Source organism: Amycolatopsis sp. lyj-84, assembly GCF_046549075.1.
Lineage (GTDB): Bacteria > Actinomycetota > Actinomycetes > Mycobacteriales > Pseudonocardiaceae > Amycolatopsis.
Window position 1 is genome coordinate 21,194 of record NZ_JAJPWO010000027.1, and the last position, 14,580, is coordinate 35,773.

Below are 14,580 nucleotides of genomic sequence, written 5' to 3' on the forward strand. Positions count from 1 at the left end.
GCATTGGGGGCATCGACCTCGAAGCAGTCGCGCGAGAACCGGGCGACCGCGACGTTTCCCCGTGTCCTGAAGGCCCCCTTTGAGACGTTGACCGTCTCAAAGGGGGCCTTCAGGACAATGATGCGGAGGTGGCGGGCGGTTGGGCGAGTCGCAAGGACCGCGCCACCAGGGATCACACCGGCAGTCCGTGAAGGACTCCTTCACTACCTTCAGGGTAGGAAAGGGGTCCTTCACGTACTTCAGGGCCAGTTGCGCGCCCGCGTCGGGAAAGGGGCGGAGCCCCGGGGGCAGGACCGGTCCCGGGGCTCCGCGTCGGCGGCTGGGGCAGCCGCCGGGGTGACCCTCCACCGCTGCCGGGGGTCGCGGCGGGGGAGGGCGAGCCGGTCATTTCGTGACGAGCTCCGATTCGTGCGCGGAAAGCGCGGTCTGCACCACGGTGGTCCCGCGCCGCGTGACGTACTGCGCCCGCCCGGGAGTGAGCACGCGCGGCCGGACTTCGCCGAACACCATGCCTTCCGACAGCGGGCACGACAGCAGCATCACCGGGGTGTTGACCTCGGTGAGCCGCCGCAGCAGCGGATCGTTGGCGCCGCGGCCGATGCCGTTGGCGCCCCGGGCCACGATCAGGTGCAGGCCGAGCGCGTTCCCTTGCGCCAGCGGATCGAACAGTTGCTGGAACAGCGCGTTCGACGACGACGCGACCATGTCGTAGTCGTCGATCACCACGAACACCTGCGGTCCGGTCCACCAGTCGCGCAGGCGCAGGCGGGCCGGGGTGATGTCCGGGCCCGGGATCCGGGTCTGCACCGCGCGGGCGACGCCGTCGATCATCTCCGCCACCGAGTCACCGGACACCGCGTAACCCAGCCGGTATTCCTGCGGGACGGCGTCGTACAGGCCGCGGCGGTAGTCCACGGTGATGATCCGCGCCTCCTGCGGGCCGTATCGCTGGGTGATGCCGTCGATCACCAACCGCAGGAGGTTCGTCTTCCCGGATTCCACGTCCCCGACGACCATCAGGTGCGGGTTGTCCTCGAAGTCGTGCCACAGCGGTTCGAGACGCTGGTCGTCGAGGCCGAGGGCGAGCCGCACGTCCGCGTCCGGCTCGGGCAGTTCGGCCCGGTCCAGGACCACCGGCAGCATCCGGACCGGGGGAGCGGACGGGCCCGTCCACGCCGCCGCGATCCGGCTCACCAGGGTCTCGACGTGCTCGGAGACGTCGCCCGCCACCCCGTCGATCGACGGCAGGGCGGTGAGGAAGTGCAGTTCCTTGTCGGTGAGGCCGCGGCCGGGGATCTTCGGGACGGTCGCCGCGGCGCGCATGTTGATCACCGAGTCGACCGGGTCGCCGAGCCGCAGTTCGAGCTGGGTGCCGACCAGGTCCCGGACGGCGCTGATGATCTCGCTCCACCGGCTCGACGCCAGCATCAGGTGGATGCCGTAGTTGAGCCCGCGCGAGGCCAGTTCGACGAACGTGGGCAGCAGGTCCATGAAGTCCTGCCGGATGGTGGACCAGCCGTCCACCACCAGGAACACGTCGCCGTGCTGCTGATCCGCGAACTCGCCCGCCGCCCGTTTGCGCCGGTAGGTGGTCATCGAGTCGATGTCGTGGTCGGTGAAGAACCGCTCCCGGCGCGTCAGCAGCGCGGTGACCTCACCGATGGTGCGGTGGATGCGCTCGACGTCCAGCCGTCCGGTCACCCCGCCGACATGCGGCAGTTTCCGCAGGCTCGACAGCGTTCCGCCGCCGAAGTCGAGGCAGTAGAACTGGACCTCGGCCGGGGTGTGCGTCAGCGCGAGCGAGGTGATCAGGGTCCGCAGTGCCGTGCTCTTGCCGCTCTGCGGCCCGCCGACGATGGCGACGTGACCGTCGCTGCCGGCCAGATCGACCAGCAGCGGATCCCTCGTCTGCTCGAACGGCCGGTCCACCAGGCCGATCGGCACGGTCAGCGCGCCGCGGCCGGACCAGGCTTCCGCGCTGAGGCCGCGTTCGGCGGTTTCCACCAGCGACGGCAGCAGTTCGTCCAGCGAGCCGGGCGCGTCCAGCGGCGGCAGCCAGACCTGGTGTGCCGGGGGACCGCTGTCGCGGAGCCTGTCGACGGCCAGTTCCAGCAGGCTTTGCACCGCGCCTTCCGGTTCGGCTTCGGGCACCGGGACCGGTTCGGGCTCGGGCTCGCGGCGGGCGGTGAACGTCGACGTGAACGGCACGATCTGTTGTGCGACAACGGCCTGTTCCACGTTCCGGCGCACCACCCGGTGCGGACCGGAGACGTAGGCCGCCTTGAACCGGTCCAGCGCCGCGGTGCCGCTCTTGAGGAAACCGTTGCCCGGATCGGACGGGAGCTGGTACGCGTCCGGCACGCCCAGCACGCCCCGGCTCTCCATCGCGGAGAACGTCCGCAGGCCGATCCGGTAGGACAGATGCGATTCCAGCTGGTGGATCCGGCTTTCGTCGAGCCGCTGGGAGGCGAGCAGCAGATGCACGCCCAGCGACCGGCCGAGCCTGCCGATCATGATGAACAGGTCCATGAAGTCGCGGTGCGCCGAGAGCAGCTCGCTGAATTCGTCCACCACCAGGAAAAGCGTGGGCAGCGGATCGAGCGGGGTCCCGTTGGCCCGCGCGCGTTCGTAGTCCAGCGCGGAGCTGTAGTTGCCCGCCTTGCGCAGAAGTTCCTGCCGTCGCACCAGTTCGCCGTTGAGCGCCTCGCGCATCCGGCCGACCAGTGCGGCCTCGTCGGCGAGGTTGGTGATCACCGCGGAGGTGTGCGGCAGGCCGTCCAGGCCGAGGAACGTCGCGCCACCCTTGAAGTCCACCAGGACGAAGTTCAGGATCTCCGAGGAATGCGTCAGGGCGAGCGCCAGCACCAGGGTCCGCAGCAGTTCCGACTTCCCGGATCCGGTCGCGCCGATCAGCATGCCGTGCGGGCCCATGCCCGACTGGGCGGATTCCTTGATGTCGAGATCGACCGGGGCGCCGGTCGGGCCGACGCCCAGCGGTACGCGGAGCCTGCCGCCGGGCCGTTTCGCGGCCCACCCCGCGGCGACGTCGTAGGTCTGGATGTCGGCGATGCCCAGCATGGCGGTCAGGTCGAAGTTGGCGGTCATCGGTTCGGCCGACCGCTGCCGCGCGCCGACCCGGTACGGCGCCAGCCGCATCGCCAGCGCCGTCGCGGTGTTGAGGCCGATCCCGTCAGGCCGTCCGAGATCGCCCGCGACCTCCTTGTTGTGCTGGTCGACCGTGATCAGCTTGAGCATCCCGCCTTCGAGCCGGAGCCGCAGTGTCTGCTGATCGTCCTTTTCGGACAGTGCGGACGAGAGGTCGACGAGCGTCGTGTTGCGGTAGCCGTCACCGGCCAGCCTCGACGTGGGCGGCACGGTGGCGCCGTCCACGAACAGCATCACGCACGGTTCGTGGCTGTCCGGCAGCGCGTCGGGATCGAACCCCGGCCTGGTCGCGAACTCGTCGCTGAGCGCGTTTTCCAGCTCGGCGGTCGATTCCAGGACGAGCCGGGCCTCGCCCGCGCCGTCGGTCTCGCTGGGGTGGAGGTTGTGCGGCAGCCATTTCACCCACTCCCACGCCGCCCGCCGTTCCGGCGAGGTGAGCACGACGATCCGCAGTTCCGCGGGGGAGTGGAAGACGGCGAGGTGGGCGATCATCGCCCGCGCCAGCGCCCGGACCGGTTCGCGGTCCTCGCCTTCCGCCCGCACGAGGATCCGGGCGAACGACGGCAAGAACACGGCGACCGGCTGGCCGTCCACGGTGCCGTAGGCGTGGATGAACCGGCGCAGCGCGTGCGCCGAAAGCGGCTCCAGATCGTCGACGGGCTTGGTGGACAACGGGTTCAGCCGCCAGGCGAGGCGCTGCGGGCCCCTCGCGATCCGGATCTCCCCGAAGTCCTCGTCCTGCGCGTCGCGTTCCCACATCCGCGACGTGCCGGGCAGCGACCACAGCGACGTCGGATCGGGGTGGCGCCAGGCGAGGGCTTCCCGCTGGCTGGCGACCACTTCACGGACCTTGCGCCGGGACTGCGCCAGGTAGCGGAGGTAGTCGCGGCGGGCGTCGTTGAGTTTCTGTTTGCGTTCGCCCGCGCTGCGGCCGAGCTGTCCGACCAGCATGGCCATCGACGACACCGTCATCAGCCCGGCGGCCAGATAGCTGAACGCGCCGTTCTCGCCCGGCCGGACGAACAGCAGCACGGTCGCCGTCGACGACAGCGCCATCGGCAGGTACATCATGACCGCGCCGGCGCTGCGCTGGACTTCGGGCAGCGTCGGCGGTTCCTGGATGCTCAGCTCGCCCTCGGGCATTTCCGGTCCTGGCCGTCGCGGCCCCTTGCGGAATGTGATTACACTCAAGCCCGGATTCCTTCCCTCTCGGACGCGCTGTGGTGGCGGCTCCACAAGAGGTGACGAAATCCGACCACGCGACGGTTCACTCGTGATCCCGCGCGTCGGTCGCCGAAACGAAGGCGTATGTCATGGCGACCACTTCAGGGCTGTGCAAACTCCGGGTCCGTGCCCCGTCCGCCTGCTTCGAGCTGGCGGTTCCGGTGGACATCCCCCTGATCGACCTGATGCCGACGATCCTCGGCCACGCGGGCAGCGAGCTGGCGGAGGAGGGGGTGGACCACGACGGCTGGACGCTGCAGCGGCTCGGGGATCCACCGCTGGACCAGGAATCCACCGTCGACTCGCTCAACCTGCGCGACGGCGAGACCGTGCATCTGCGGCCCCGCCGCGAGCAGCTCCCGACCGTCCACTTCGACGACATCATCGACGGACTGTCCACCGAGGCCCGCGGCCGTGCCGATTCGTGGAGCCCGCAGGCGACGCGCTGGACGATGCTCGGCTGCGTCCTGGCGTTCGTCGCGTTCGCGTTCGGACTGCTGGTGTCGGCCCCGACGTCGTGGCCGACGCTGGTGGCGGCCGGTGCCGCGGCGGTCTTCCTGCTGGTCTGCTCGGCCACCGCGGCCCGTGCGCTAGGCGACTCGACGGCGGCGCTCGCGCTGGCACTGGCCGCGGTCCCGTTCGTCGGGCTCGCGGGCTCGATCGTCCCCAGTGGACCGGAGGGCACGGTGCTCACCGGCGCGCGGCTGCTCGCGGCCTGCGTGGCGGGAGCGGGAGCGGCCGCGCTCGGGCTCGCCGCGGTGGCGGGCGCCGCACCGGTGTTCATCTCCGTCGCCACACTCGGGTTGCTGTGCGCCTCCGGTGGCCTGGTGCTGATGCTCGGCGGCGCGAGTGCCGCCGCGTCGGCGACGATCATCGCGGTGGTCGCCGTGCTCCTTGGCGCGTTCGTGCCGCGGATCGCCTTCCGGCTGGCCGGGCTGCGGCTGCCGGGACTGCCCACCAGCGCCCGCGAACTGCAGGAGGAACTCGAACCGCACGCCGGTGACGAGGTCGTCGGCAAGGGCCGGATCGCGGACTCCTTCGTGACCGCCCTGTTCACCGCGATCGGTGTCTCCTGCGTCGTCGCGATCGAATTCGTGGTGCGGGACGGCTCGTGGCAGGCCACCACGTTCACCGCCGTGCTCGGCACCCTGCTGCTGGTGCACGGCCGTGCGCTGGGCAGCGTGTGGCAGCGTCTCTCGGTGATCGTGCCCGGGGTCTACGGCGTGCTGCGGCTGCTGCTCGCCTCGCAGCTGGACGCGGCGACCCCGCTGCCGATGGTGGCGGGGGCGTTCCTGCTTGCGGCCGTGCTGATCGTGGCCAGGTGGACGCTTCCCGGCCGGAGGCTGCTGCCGCAGTGGGGCAGGCTCGCGGACCTCGCGGAAACCCTCGCGGCGGTCTCGTTGCTGCCGCTGGCCTTGTGGCTGCTCGGCGTCTTCGCCTTCATGCGCGGTCTCGGGGGCTGATCGTGAACTCGAAGACCGATCAGGTCCAGGCGCACAAGTTCATGCAGGGCAGGCTCTCGTCGGCGCTGCTGCGGGTCGACCCGGACGCGCCGGAGAGCCCGCTCCAGCGGACGTACCGGGGCAGTGTCATCGGCGTGCTGATCGCCGTCCTCGCCTGCCTCGGCATGCTGGTGTTCGGCCTCGTCTCACCGGGCGGGAACAAGTCGTGGCGGGTGGAAGGCGCACTGGTCGTCGCGGACTCGTCCGGGGCGCGCTTCCTGTACGCGGGCGGCAAACTGCTGCCGGTCCTCAACTACGCCTCGGCCAAACTGGTCGCGGGCAAGCAGCTCGTCGTGAAGCACGTCGCCGAAGCGTCGCTGAAGGACGTGCCCCGCGGTGATCCGCTGGGCATCATCGGCGCGCCCGACTCGCTGCCGTCACTCGCGGCCGACCCGTGGGAGGTGTGCGCCGCGGCGGGCCGCGACCAGTCCGGGCCTGCCACCTTGCGGGTGGGCGGGGTCACCGCGAACCCCCTCGGCGACGACGCCGCGGTCGTGGTCGTCACCGAAGACGGGGCGAACTTCCTGTTGTGGCGGGGCAAACGTCATCGCGTGACGACAGCGCGGGGAGCGCTCGACGCGCTGGACGGGGTCCTGCAGCCGGTGAAGGCGTCATCGGCGCTGCTCGACGCTCTGCCCGCCGGGCCGGACTTCGGGCCGCCCGCGATCGACGGCCTCGGCGCCGAGGTGCCCGGCCTCGGCGCGGTCGGCAGGCTGTACACGGTGGCGGGCGAGCCGGCTCAGCCCTACGTGCTCACACGGTCTGGGCTCCGGCCGATCTCGGAGCTCGACGCGCGGCTGCTGACCGTCGACCCGGAGGTCCGCCGTCTCGCCTACGGCGGCGGGGAGGTCGCGGTGGCGTCGCTGCCCGGCCGGGTGGTCAGCGAGCATCTGTCCCCGTCCGAACCGCCGCCACCGCTGAAACCGCCGAAGGCGACCACCCTCCACAGTGGACAAGCTCTGTGCGCGCTCGTCACCCCGGACGGCGACTCGCCACGCACGCAGGTCGCGGTCGCCGACCGGCTTTCCGGTGCCGGGCAGCCGCCGTTCAGCCAGCCGGGTGTCGCCGCGCCTTGTGTGCGGGTCGACCGGATCGCCGTGCGGCCGGGCTCCGGAGCCCTCGTCAAGGCGACGGCCGCGTCGGGGAGGCCCGGCGACGCGCTGTTCCTCGTGACCGACACCGGCGTGAAGTATCCCGTTCCTCCCGAAGGAGCCAAGGCGCTAGCCCTCGAACCTTCCGGTGCCAAGGGCTTGCCGACGACCCTGCTGAACCTGCTGCCGACCGGGGCCGCGCTGGACCCGTCCGTGCTGCGTGACGGGGGTGCGGTCCTGCCCGCGGCCACCGCCTGCGGTTCTTGACCGGAGGAACCCGCGACCCGACTTCTGCCGGTGGTTCCGCATGGTCTCCCGCGCCCGGTGTTGGTGAGCTTGCCCTGGAGCGTCAGCGACACCACGGGAAGGACGACAACCGATGAGCATGCCGCATTTCCAAAAGACCGACTCGGGCATGAAGGGTGGCCTCTCGGCCATCGAGAACTGCGAAAGCGAGTGCAAGAGGATCCACGGGGGCGTGACGTCGGTCCGGGCCGACTTGAAGAACGACTGGCAGGGCGCGGCGTCCCAGACCTTCCTCAACCAGCTCGAGGCGTGGGAGACCGATTACGTCCAGGTTCTCGCGCTGCTCACGGAGATCAAGGAAATGGTCGGCGCGAGCGACCAGCAGATGAACACCGCCGAGGACGAGATCAACCTGTACGCGTTGTCGTCGTTCGGCGGCGAAAGCGACCGCGTCCTCAAAGAACTGTCCTGACCGGCGTAATCCCCCGTACCGAGAGGAAACGATCATGACCACCCCTTACGACGGTTTCGCGGTCAGCGGCAACCTTCCGCACCTTGCCGAGCGGATGGTCGGGCTGAGCAAGGCGATCGACAACGCGCTGGTCGAGCTGGAGAAGTCCATCAAGCCGATGACCGACACCTGGCTCGGTCAGGGCGCGACGTCCTACACGGACCTGCAGCGCAAGTGGCACGCCACGACCAGCGCCATGGAAAACCGTTTCAAGAAGGGCCACCAGACGCTGGCGATGTCCTTCGAGAACTACACGCGCACGGACCAGAACATCGGGGCGAAGTTCCAGGGAATCTAGGTCCCGGCCGGTCGCGGGGAAAGGAGTAGGGCGTGGCGGACAAGCCGGACAGCGGCGACATCAAGATCACCCCCGGTTTTCTGAAGGACTTCCAGGACAAGGTCCTGCAGAAGATGGTCGACGATCTGGTGAAGGATCCGAACGTCGCGGAGCTGGCCCAGACCTTGACCAGCGCCGCCGGGAAACGGCGGCTGCTGGCGGGTTCCGAGGCGTGGGAGCCCGCCAGGTTGCTGATCGAGAAGTACGAGGCTTCCCCCGCCGGGACGGCGCCGTCGTTGTACAACCAGGTCGAGGCGATCCGGAAGCAGCTGATCACGTTGAACGAGAACATCTCGTACGTGGTGGACATCGCGGAGAAGGGCGAGGACGAGAACCTCAAACTGTCCACCGAGCTGAACATGAGCCAGCTCGGCGAGATCTTCACGACCACTCCCGCCCCGCCGCCCGCGGGGAGCTGAGCCGCGATGACTTCCGGACTTCCAGGAGGAACGAAGACGCCGTGGGAGGACGTCCTCAACAACTTCACCGGCACCAGCCCGTCGGGTGAGCTCAAGAAGATGCCCCTTCGCGAGACCGTCATGGACGTGCAGTGGCTCAAGTGGGATGTCTGGTCGTCCACCCGGCACTACCACGGTTACCGCCCGAGCGGCTGGGACTACACCGTCAACAGTTACTCGAGCACGAGAGAGTTCTGGGCGGTGGCCAGCGCGAACTACGAGGCGTTCGGGCCGGTGATGACCGCCTACTACGGCGGTATGAACGACATCCTCGACTCCATGAACGGCTACTACAACACCAATCCGGTGGCGCAGCCGTCGACGTTCACCAAGGCGTTCAACGCCTTGAACGGCACGAAGACCTTGCTCAGCGGGATGTCCACCGGTCTGGGCGGCTGGCGGGACAAGGTCGGGAAGAAGGGCGACGACTTCCAGGGCACCGGCGCCGGAGCGTTCCGTGAGGTCCTGGACGGCGTGATCTTCCGGTGCGACAACCTGGTGAGCCAGCTGGGAACGCGTCCTGACCAGCTGAAGACGAAAAGCCCGGAGGACAACCCCGAGACCACGGGCGCGAACGAAGCCTCCGCCGGCCTTCGATGGGCTTTCGACAAGCTCCACGAGGGCTATGCCAAGTGGATGTCGGACGCTCCGGTTTCCTGCACTACCGCCAAGTTCGGGACGTTCGACGTGAAGGGCAGCCAGCTGGCATGGCCGGGTGGCTGCCTGACGGCGATCTGGAACTGTGACGCCTTCACCGCCGATCTGAAGCGGAACAGGACCACCGACAGCTATTGGGGTTTCGAAGACCGCTACCCGAAGAGCGACATCATCGGCGCGGACGCCAGGAGCCCCGAATTCTGGAACGCGCTCATCGATGCGGCGAAGGCGCTGTGGACCGACCACATGACGACGACGCTGGACGTCGCCGCCCAGGCGGTGCTGAAGGACCTTCCCCCGAACTACAGCGAACTGGCGCTTCTCCTGCCCCAGATCAGGGAACCGAGGCGGCTCAACCTCCACAAGCCGCCGCCGACCGCCCCACCGCCTCCGCCGGGATCGCAGACTCCGCCCCCGCCGCCGCCCGGTTCGAAGGACGGGCCGCCGAAGCCGCCGCCCGGGTCCAAGGACGGGCCGCCGAAGGTGCCGGATCCCACCAAGGACGACAAGGGGAACAAGGACACCAAGGGACCCAAGGCGCCGGCCCCGCCGCCACCGACCGACAAGAACAACCCGCCGTTCCCGAACAATCCGAACAAGCCGCCACCCGTCGGCCCGAAACCGGACGACAACCTGAAAGCGCCGACGGGCTCGACGATCGGGCCGGACGGTGTCGTCCTCGGCCCGGACAAGAAGCCGCTGCTCGATCCGTTCGGACGGCAGATCGTCGTGCCGCCGGGTTCCCGGATCGGCCCGAACGGCGACATCCTGGGCCCGAAGGGCGACAAGCTCACCGAGAAGGACCGGCTGGCGAGGCCGGAGCCGGTCAAGAAGGACGGCCCCGCCCAGAACGAGCTCGACCAGTACTTGAAGTCGTTACGCGGCAGCAATGCCCCGTCGATGCCGACGTTGCTGTCCGGGGCGCCTTCGTCGGTCTCGATGTCGTCCGGCGGTCCGCTGGGTGTCCACAGTGGATCATCGGGCTCGGCGCCGCACGTGGGGTCGATCGGCTCGAACGGCGACGGCAAGTCCGCGCCCACCGTGTCGCCGCCCGGGAAACCGGTGACGACCGAGGGCGGTCCGTCGCTGATCAAGAACCAGCAAGGCACCGGCGCGCCACAGACCGGGATGGGCGGCGTGCCGTTCTACCCGCCCACCGCCGGCGGGGGCGGCGCCGGTGCGGGCGCGGACCAGAACAAGGGCGAACGCGACCGGACGACGTGGCTCGCCGAGGACGAGGAGACCTGGGGCACCGACCCGAAGCTCCCGCCGTCGGTGCTCGGTGCCCGCAGACGCGGCAGGCGGCTCGCGGGACGCGGGACCGGCGGCCCGACCAACTACGGACAGGGAGGAAACGATGGCCGACTGGCTGGAGGATCAACTTCACCAGGCTATGGCCACGCTGAAGGATCAGCGTGACCGGATCGAGTCGGCGAAGGCCGAACTCGCGTCGCGGACGACTTCCGCGACCTCCGCGGATCACCTGGTCACCGTGACCGTGGACGCGCAGAACACCGTGGTGGGCATGAAGTTCCACACCACCAGGTACCGCTCCATGGCGCCCGAGCAACTGGCCAGGACCCTGGTCGACGTCCTCGGCCGCGCCCGGCGGGAGATGGCGGACACGGTGGTGGAGGTCTTCGGCCCGCTCATGGACCAGCGTGACGACCTCCGTGCGGCGATGACGGGCAACACCAAGGTCGACAAGGCGTTCGCGGGGCTCTGGAACGAGGCGCCGTCGGACGTCTTCGGCAGGCGAAGGGACTGATCCCGTGATCCTGGGCGGTCCGGACTCGCGGACGTGGGTGTGGGAGCAGGCGCTCAACATCTTCTCCTCGGAACCCAACTTTCCCGTCGTGCCCTCGCGTGAGGACATCATCAAGAAGACCTGGCTGTCCTGGGGCACCCACACGCATATCCGCGGCCCGAGCAACAAGGTGCCGACGAACCTGCTCCACGCCGAGATCATGACGGCGTACACGTCGTACTACGCCACCGCCGACGCGACCCCGGAAATGACCGAGCTGGCGGCGACGTATTCGGCGAACATCGACAAGATCGTGAACTCCTTGCGCGACGATTCGAACGACATCGGCAAGAGGGCCACTTTCGAACGGGCGGCGGCCACGCTGGGCGGGGCGGCGAATCTGCTGTTCGAGCAGCTGTATCCGTTGCAGACCTGGCGGGACAAGACCGGGCACCGCGGTGACGACTTCCAGGGCACCGGGGCCGAAGCGTTCTGGACGGTGCTGGACAAACTCACCCACCGCTGCGTCAACCTGATCGAGCAACTGAGCAGGGAACGCGCGTCCTGGGTCGCGCTGCGGGACGCGAAGCAACTGATGGAACACTTCGCCGGATACCTCAACGACGGGCGCGAAATGTGGGAGGGGGACAACTCCTTCACCTACGACACCGGTCTGGGTTTCCCGGTCACGGCGACCGGACGGGACCTGTCCACCCCCGTCGGGGTGATCCGCGCGATCTGGCAGGCACCCGCGCTGGTCAAGGACATCAACAGCCACGAGGCGTACAGCTACTACGCGGACGCGGTGGGGGACAACACCCCGGCGAGCAAGATCCTCGGTGGCAAGTTCAGCGAGACCGGACCGCGGGAGAAGCTGGAACTGGCGGCGAAGAGGGTCTGGGGCGAGCATCTCGTCTTGGTGGACAGCTGGGGTGCCAGCGCGGTCGGCCTGCTGGAGGCGGCCTACTGGACGGCCAGGCAATACCTGCCGGAGATCCGGACACCGGTCTACCTGAACCTTTCCGGCGGGTCCGGTGGTGACGGTGGCACCGGCGACGGTGGCCCGGGTGACAGCGGGCCCGGCCCCGGCGGGGGAGACGGCCCGGCCAAGGACGAAGGGCCGGTCGTCACCGAGAAGTCCACGGCACCGCCGCCGCCTCCTCCGCCGTTCATCAAGACCGGTCCTCCTCCGCCGCCTCCCGTTCCCGGCGGGCCGAACCCGTTCCTGAAGGTGCCGACCGGTTCGTACGTCGGTCCGGACGGCGTCGTCATCGGCCCCGACGGCAAACCCGTGCTGGGCCCCGACGGCAGGCCGATCATCGTCCCGCCGGGTTCGCGGGTGAGCGGCAACGGCGAGATCATCGGTCCGAGGGGATCCGGGAATCTCGAGCAGAAAGACCGGCTGCGCAAGCCTTATCCGCCGCCGGAGGGCGTCCGGAAGACCTACAACGGCGAGTCGGCGCTGGAACGGCATCTCAAGTCGCTGCGGCGCACGCCTCCTCCGCAGTTGCCGCCGCTGCGCGTGCCGGACTCCCTGCCGATCACGATGTCGAGGTACGACCCGCAGTCGAACTTCCACAGTGGACCCGGGTCGCTCGGCGGTGGCCGGATCGGTGTTTCGCCGGAAGTGCCGTCGCCAGGCGGGAAAACGGTGGCTCCGCCCGCCGCGGGGCAGGGGCCGCTCGGCGGTCCCAAGGGCACCTCGGGCAACGGCGTGCCGTTCTACCCGCCGACGGCCGGTGGTCCCGGCGGTGCGGGTCAAGGGAAGGGCGAACGCGACCGGACGACCTGGCTCGCCGAGGACGAGGAGACCTGGGGCACCGATCCGACAGTCGCACCCGGCGTCTTGGGCAGACGCCGACGCCGGTCGCGGGCGGGCGTCCAGCAGAGCACGAACCCGGAACGCGACTACACGTTCGGGCTCGGCCAGAAACCCGCTGCCGGGCACGGCACGGGCACCACCACCGGATGAGGACGGGAGACCATGGCGAACTTCAGCGCGGACCCGAGGGCCATGGAGGTCATCGCCGAGGGATACAGCTCGATCGCGGCCAAGATGTACCAGATCTGCGAACTCGGCCAGGACCGCGTCGATCTGCTGCTCGAAGCCTGCGGCGACGACGAGATGGGTGAGGAGATCAAAGGCAATCTCCACGCCCCGGCGGCGAAGATCGAGGGCGCCTTCACCTCGATCAGCACGGTGGTGGAGAACCAGACCAACGTGACCAAGGGCATGGCCGCCCAGCTCGCCGCGGCCGAGAGCGCGAACGTCGTGAACGTCCACAAAGGTCTCAAGCGTTAGTGACAGATCAAGGAAGCGGGAACACCATGCCCACGGAGGCAGAGCAGTCCACGGGTGTCGCGGTCGCCGCGGCGGAACCGGCACCCGCCGTCACGGAAGCGAAGGCAGACAACGAATCGACGTCGTCCGCCACCGAGACCGTCGCCGCGGGCGCGGTCCCCCCGGTCGTCGACGCGAGCACCGCGACCGAAGGGTCGGCGCCGGGCCGGATGCCCAAACCGGTGATCGTCGCGGCGGCTGTCGCCGGTGTCGTGCTGGTCGCCCTGCCGATGGCCTTCGGCGGGCTCCTTGGCGACGACAACCCCGGTGACGGAACGAAAGACGCCGGATACGCGCAGGATCTCCCGCCGGGCGGCGGATTCGTGCCGGGCGTCGCGGCCCCGCCCACGGACAATTCCGGTGGCCTGCCCGGGATCCAGCCGGGTGCCCAGCCCGGTCAAGCGCTCCCCGGTCAGACGGCCGACGGCGCCCCCGTCGGCCAAGCGGGCGCGCCCGCCCAAGCGGGAACCCCGGGCGGCCCGGCCGCTCCCGGCGCCCCGGCCGCGGGTGGCGGTCCGGGACCGGCGCAGCAGCAGCCCCAGCGCCAAGGTCCGCCTGCTCCGCCCGCGGCCGCCAAGACGGTGTCCTACGAGGGCACGGCGGGCAAGGGATGCGGTGGGGGCACCGGCTTCACCGGCGTCGGGGCGTACAGCGACGGCAAGGCGGGCTGGGTGAACCACGGGAACGGCGGCTGCGGCACGTCGTTCGCGTCCATCCCGATGTCCGGCGACGCGAACAAGGACGACCCCAGCGCGTACGGACTGTGGACGTTCAACACCGGCCCCGTGACCACCGGAACCTGCACGGTCTCGGTGTTCATCCCGAACGGCGACCTCGCCGCCGTCGGGGGCAGCCCGTCGGTTTACCGCGTCTACGACCGGTTCGCGGTGGAGAAGGGCACCCCGGTCGGGACGTTCCAGGTCGACCAGGTCGCGAACCGCGGCCGGTGGGTGAGCGTCGGCACTTTCCGGATCAACGGCGCGAAGCTGGCCGTCCAGCTGCTGAACCGGGGGCGGGACTGGTCGGGCTCGAACAAGACCTACGCGCACCACGCGGCGGCGACGGTGAAGGCCAAGTGCCAGGCTTGACGTCACTCGCGTGATCAGACCCGGGTAGGCGTGCGGCAGGTGGTGGGTCGGGTTGCCTGCCGCGTCCCGACTGTACACAGTGGACACCTTCAGGCGGGAAGGTGTCCGATTGATGCCCATCTGCACGCTTTGCAACAGGGGTCGTGAGTGGTAAGCGCGTTCTAACCCTCTTTATCACTCACGACCCCCCCTGGCAAACCGCACATCCAGCTA

At 69.5% G+C, this 14,580-nt stretch carries 11 protein-coding genes; 10 read left to right on the forward strand and 1 reads right to left on the reverse strand.

Annotated elements, in window-relative coordinates; genetic code table 11:
- Positions 1–384 precede the first annotated feature (384 nt).
- Positions 385–4,356, reverse strand: coding sequence for a type VII secretion protein EccCa (gene eccCa, locus ACLJRM_RS43385; RefSeq protein WP_410666355.1), 3,972 nt, complete (start codon positions 4,354–4,356; stop codon positions 385–387).
- A gap of 122 nt (positions 4,357–4,478) precedes the next feature.
- On the opposite strand from eccCa, the gene eccD reads away from it, so the two are divergent.
- The 10 genes from eccD to ACLJRM_RS43435 all read left to right on the forward strand — a co-directional run bounded on the left by eccD (position 4,479) and on the right by ACLJRM_RS43435 (position 14,367).
- Positions 4,479–5,852, forward strand: coding sequence for a type VII secretion integral membrane protein EccD (gene eccD / locus ACLJRM_RS43390; protein ID WP_410666356.1), 1,374 nt, complete (start codon positions 4,479–4,481; stop codon positions 5,850–5,852).
- 2 nt (positions 5,853–5,854) lie between these two features.
- Complete coding sequence (eccB, locus tag ACLJRM_RS43395; protein ID WP_101606128.1) at positions 5,855–7,249, forward strand: type VII secretion protein EccB; 1,395 nt, start codon at positions 5,855–5,857, stop codon at positions 7,247–7,249.
- Between the two features lie 112 nt (positions 7,250–7,361).
- Complete coding sequence (locus ACLJRM_RS43400) at positions 7,362–7,700, forward strand: WXG100 family type VII secretion target (protein WP_101606129.1); 339 nt, start codon at positions 7,362–7,364, stop codon at positions 7,698–7,700.
- Between the two features lie 34 nt (positions 7,701–7,734).
- Positions 7,735–8,037 (forward strand): WXG100 family type VII secretion target, encoded by a 303-nt coding sequence (locus tag ACLJRM_RS43405; protein ID WP_101606130.1) that lies wholly within the window; start codon positions 7,735–7,737, stop codon positions 8,035–8,037.
- Positions 8,038–8,069: 32 nt separating this feature from the next.
- The gene (locus tag ACLJRM_RS43410) at positions 8,070–8,495 is read left to right on the forward strand and encodes a hypothetical protein (protein ID WP_101606131.1); all 426 of its coding nucleotides are present in this window, start codon (positions 8,070–8,072) and stop codon (positions 8,493–8,495) included.
- Between the two features lie 6 nt (positions 8,496–8,501).
- Complete coding sequence (locus ACLJRM_RS43415; protein ID WP_410666357.1) at positions 8,502–10,610, forward strand: hypothetical protein; 2,109 nt, start codon at positions 8,502–8,504, stop codon at positions 10,608–10,610.
- Positions 10,585–10,959, forward strand: a complete 375-nt coding sequence (locus tag ACLJRM_RS43420; RefSeq protein WP_410666358.1) for a YbaB/EbfC family nucleoid-associated protein — start codon at positions 10,585–10,587, stop codon at positions 10,957–10,959. Before ACLJRM_RS43415 ends, ACLJRM_RS43420 begins: the two co-directional genes overlap by 26 nt.
- Before the next feature lie 4 nt (positions 10,960–10,963).
- Positions 10,964–12,910 (forward strand): hypothetical protein, encoded by a 1,947-nt coding sequence (locus ACLJRM_RS43425; RefSeq protein ID WP_410666359.1) that lies wholly within the window; start codon positions 10,964–10,966, stop codon positions 12,908–12,910.
- Between the two features lie 12 nt (positions 12,911–12,922).
- Positions 12,923–13,240, forward strand: coding sequence for a hypothetical protein (locus tag ACLJRM_RS43430; protein WP_101606133.1), 318 nt, complete (start codon positions 12,923–12,925; stop codon positions 13,238–13,240).
- Between the two features lie 26 nt (positions 13,241–13,266).
- Positions 13,267–14,367, forward strand: coding sequence for a hypothetical protein (locus ACLJRM_RS43435; RefSeq protein ID WP_410666360.1), 1,101 nt, complete (start codon positions 13,267–13,269; stop codon positions 14,365–14,367).
- Positions 14,368–14,580: the final 213 nt, after the last annotated feature.

Excerpts from the sequence above, each read along its gene's own strand:
- ACLJRM_RS43400 (WP_101606129.1), top strand. The coding sequence starts at position 7,362 with ATGAGCATGCCGCATTTCCAAAAGACCGACTCGGGCATGAAGGGTGGC.
- ACLJRM_RS43435 (WP_410666360.1), top strand. The coding sequence starts at position 13,267 with ATGCCCACGGAGGCAGAGCAGTCCACGGGTGTCGCGGTCGCCGCGGCG.
- eccD (WP_410666356.1), top strand. The coding sequence starts at position 4,479 with ATGGCGACCACTTCAGGGCTGTGCAAACTCCGGGTCCGTGCCCCGTCC.
- ACLJRM_RS43430 (WP_101606133.1), top strand. The coding sequence starts at position 12,923 with ATGGCGAACTTCAGCGCGGACCCGAGGGCCATGGAGGTCATCGCCGAG.
- ACLJRM_RS43405 (WP_101606130.1), top strand. The coding sequence starts at position 7,735 with ATGACCACCCCTTACGACGGTTTCGCGGTCAGCGGCAACCTTCCGCAC.
- ACLJRM_RS43415 (WP_410666357.1), top strand. The coding sequence starts at position 8,502 with ATGACTTCCGGACTTCCAGGAGGAACGAAGACGCCGTGGGAGGACGTC.
- ACLJRM_RS43420 (WP_410666358.1), top strand. The coding sequence starts at position 10,585 with ATGGCCACGCTGAAGGATCAGCGTGACCGGATCGAGTCGGCGAAGGCC.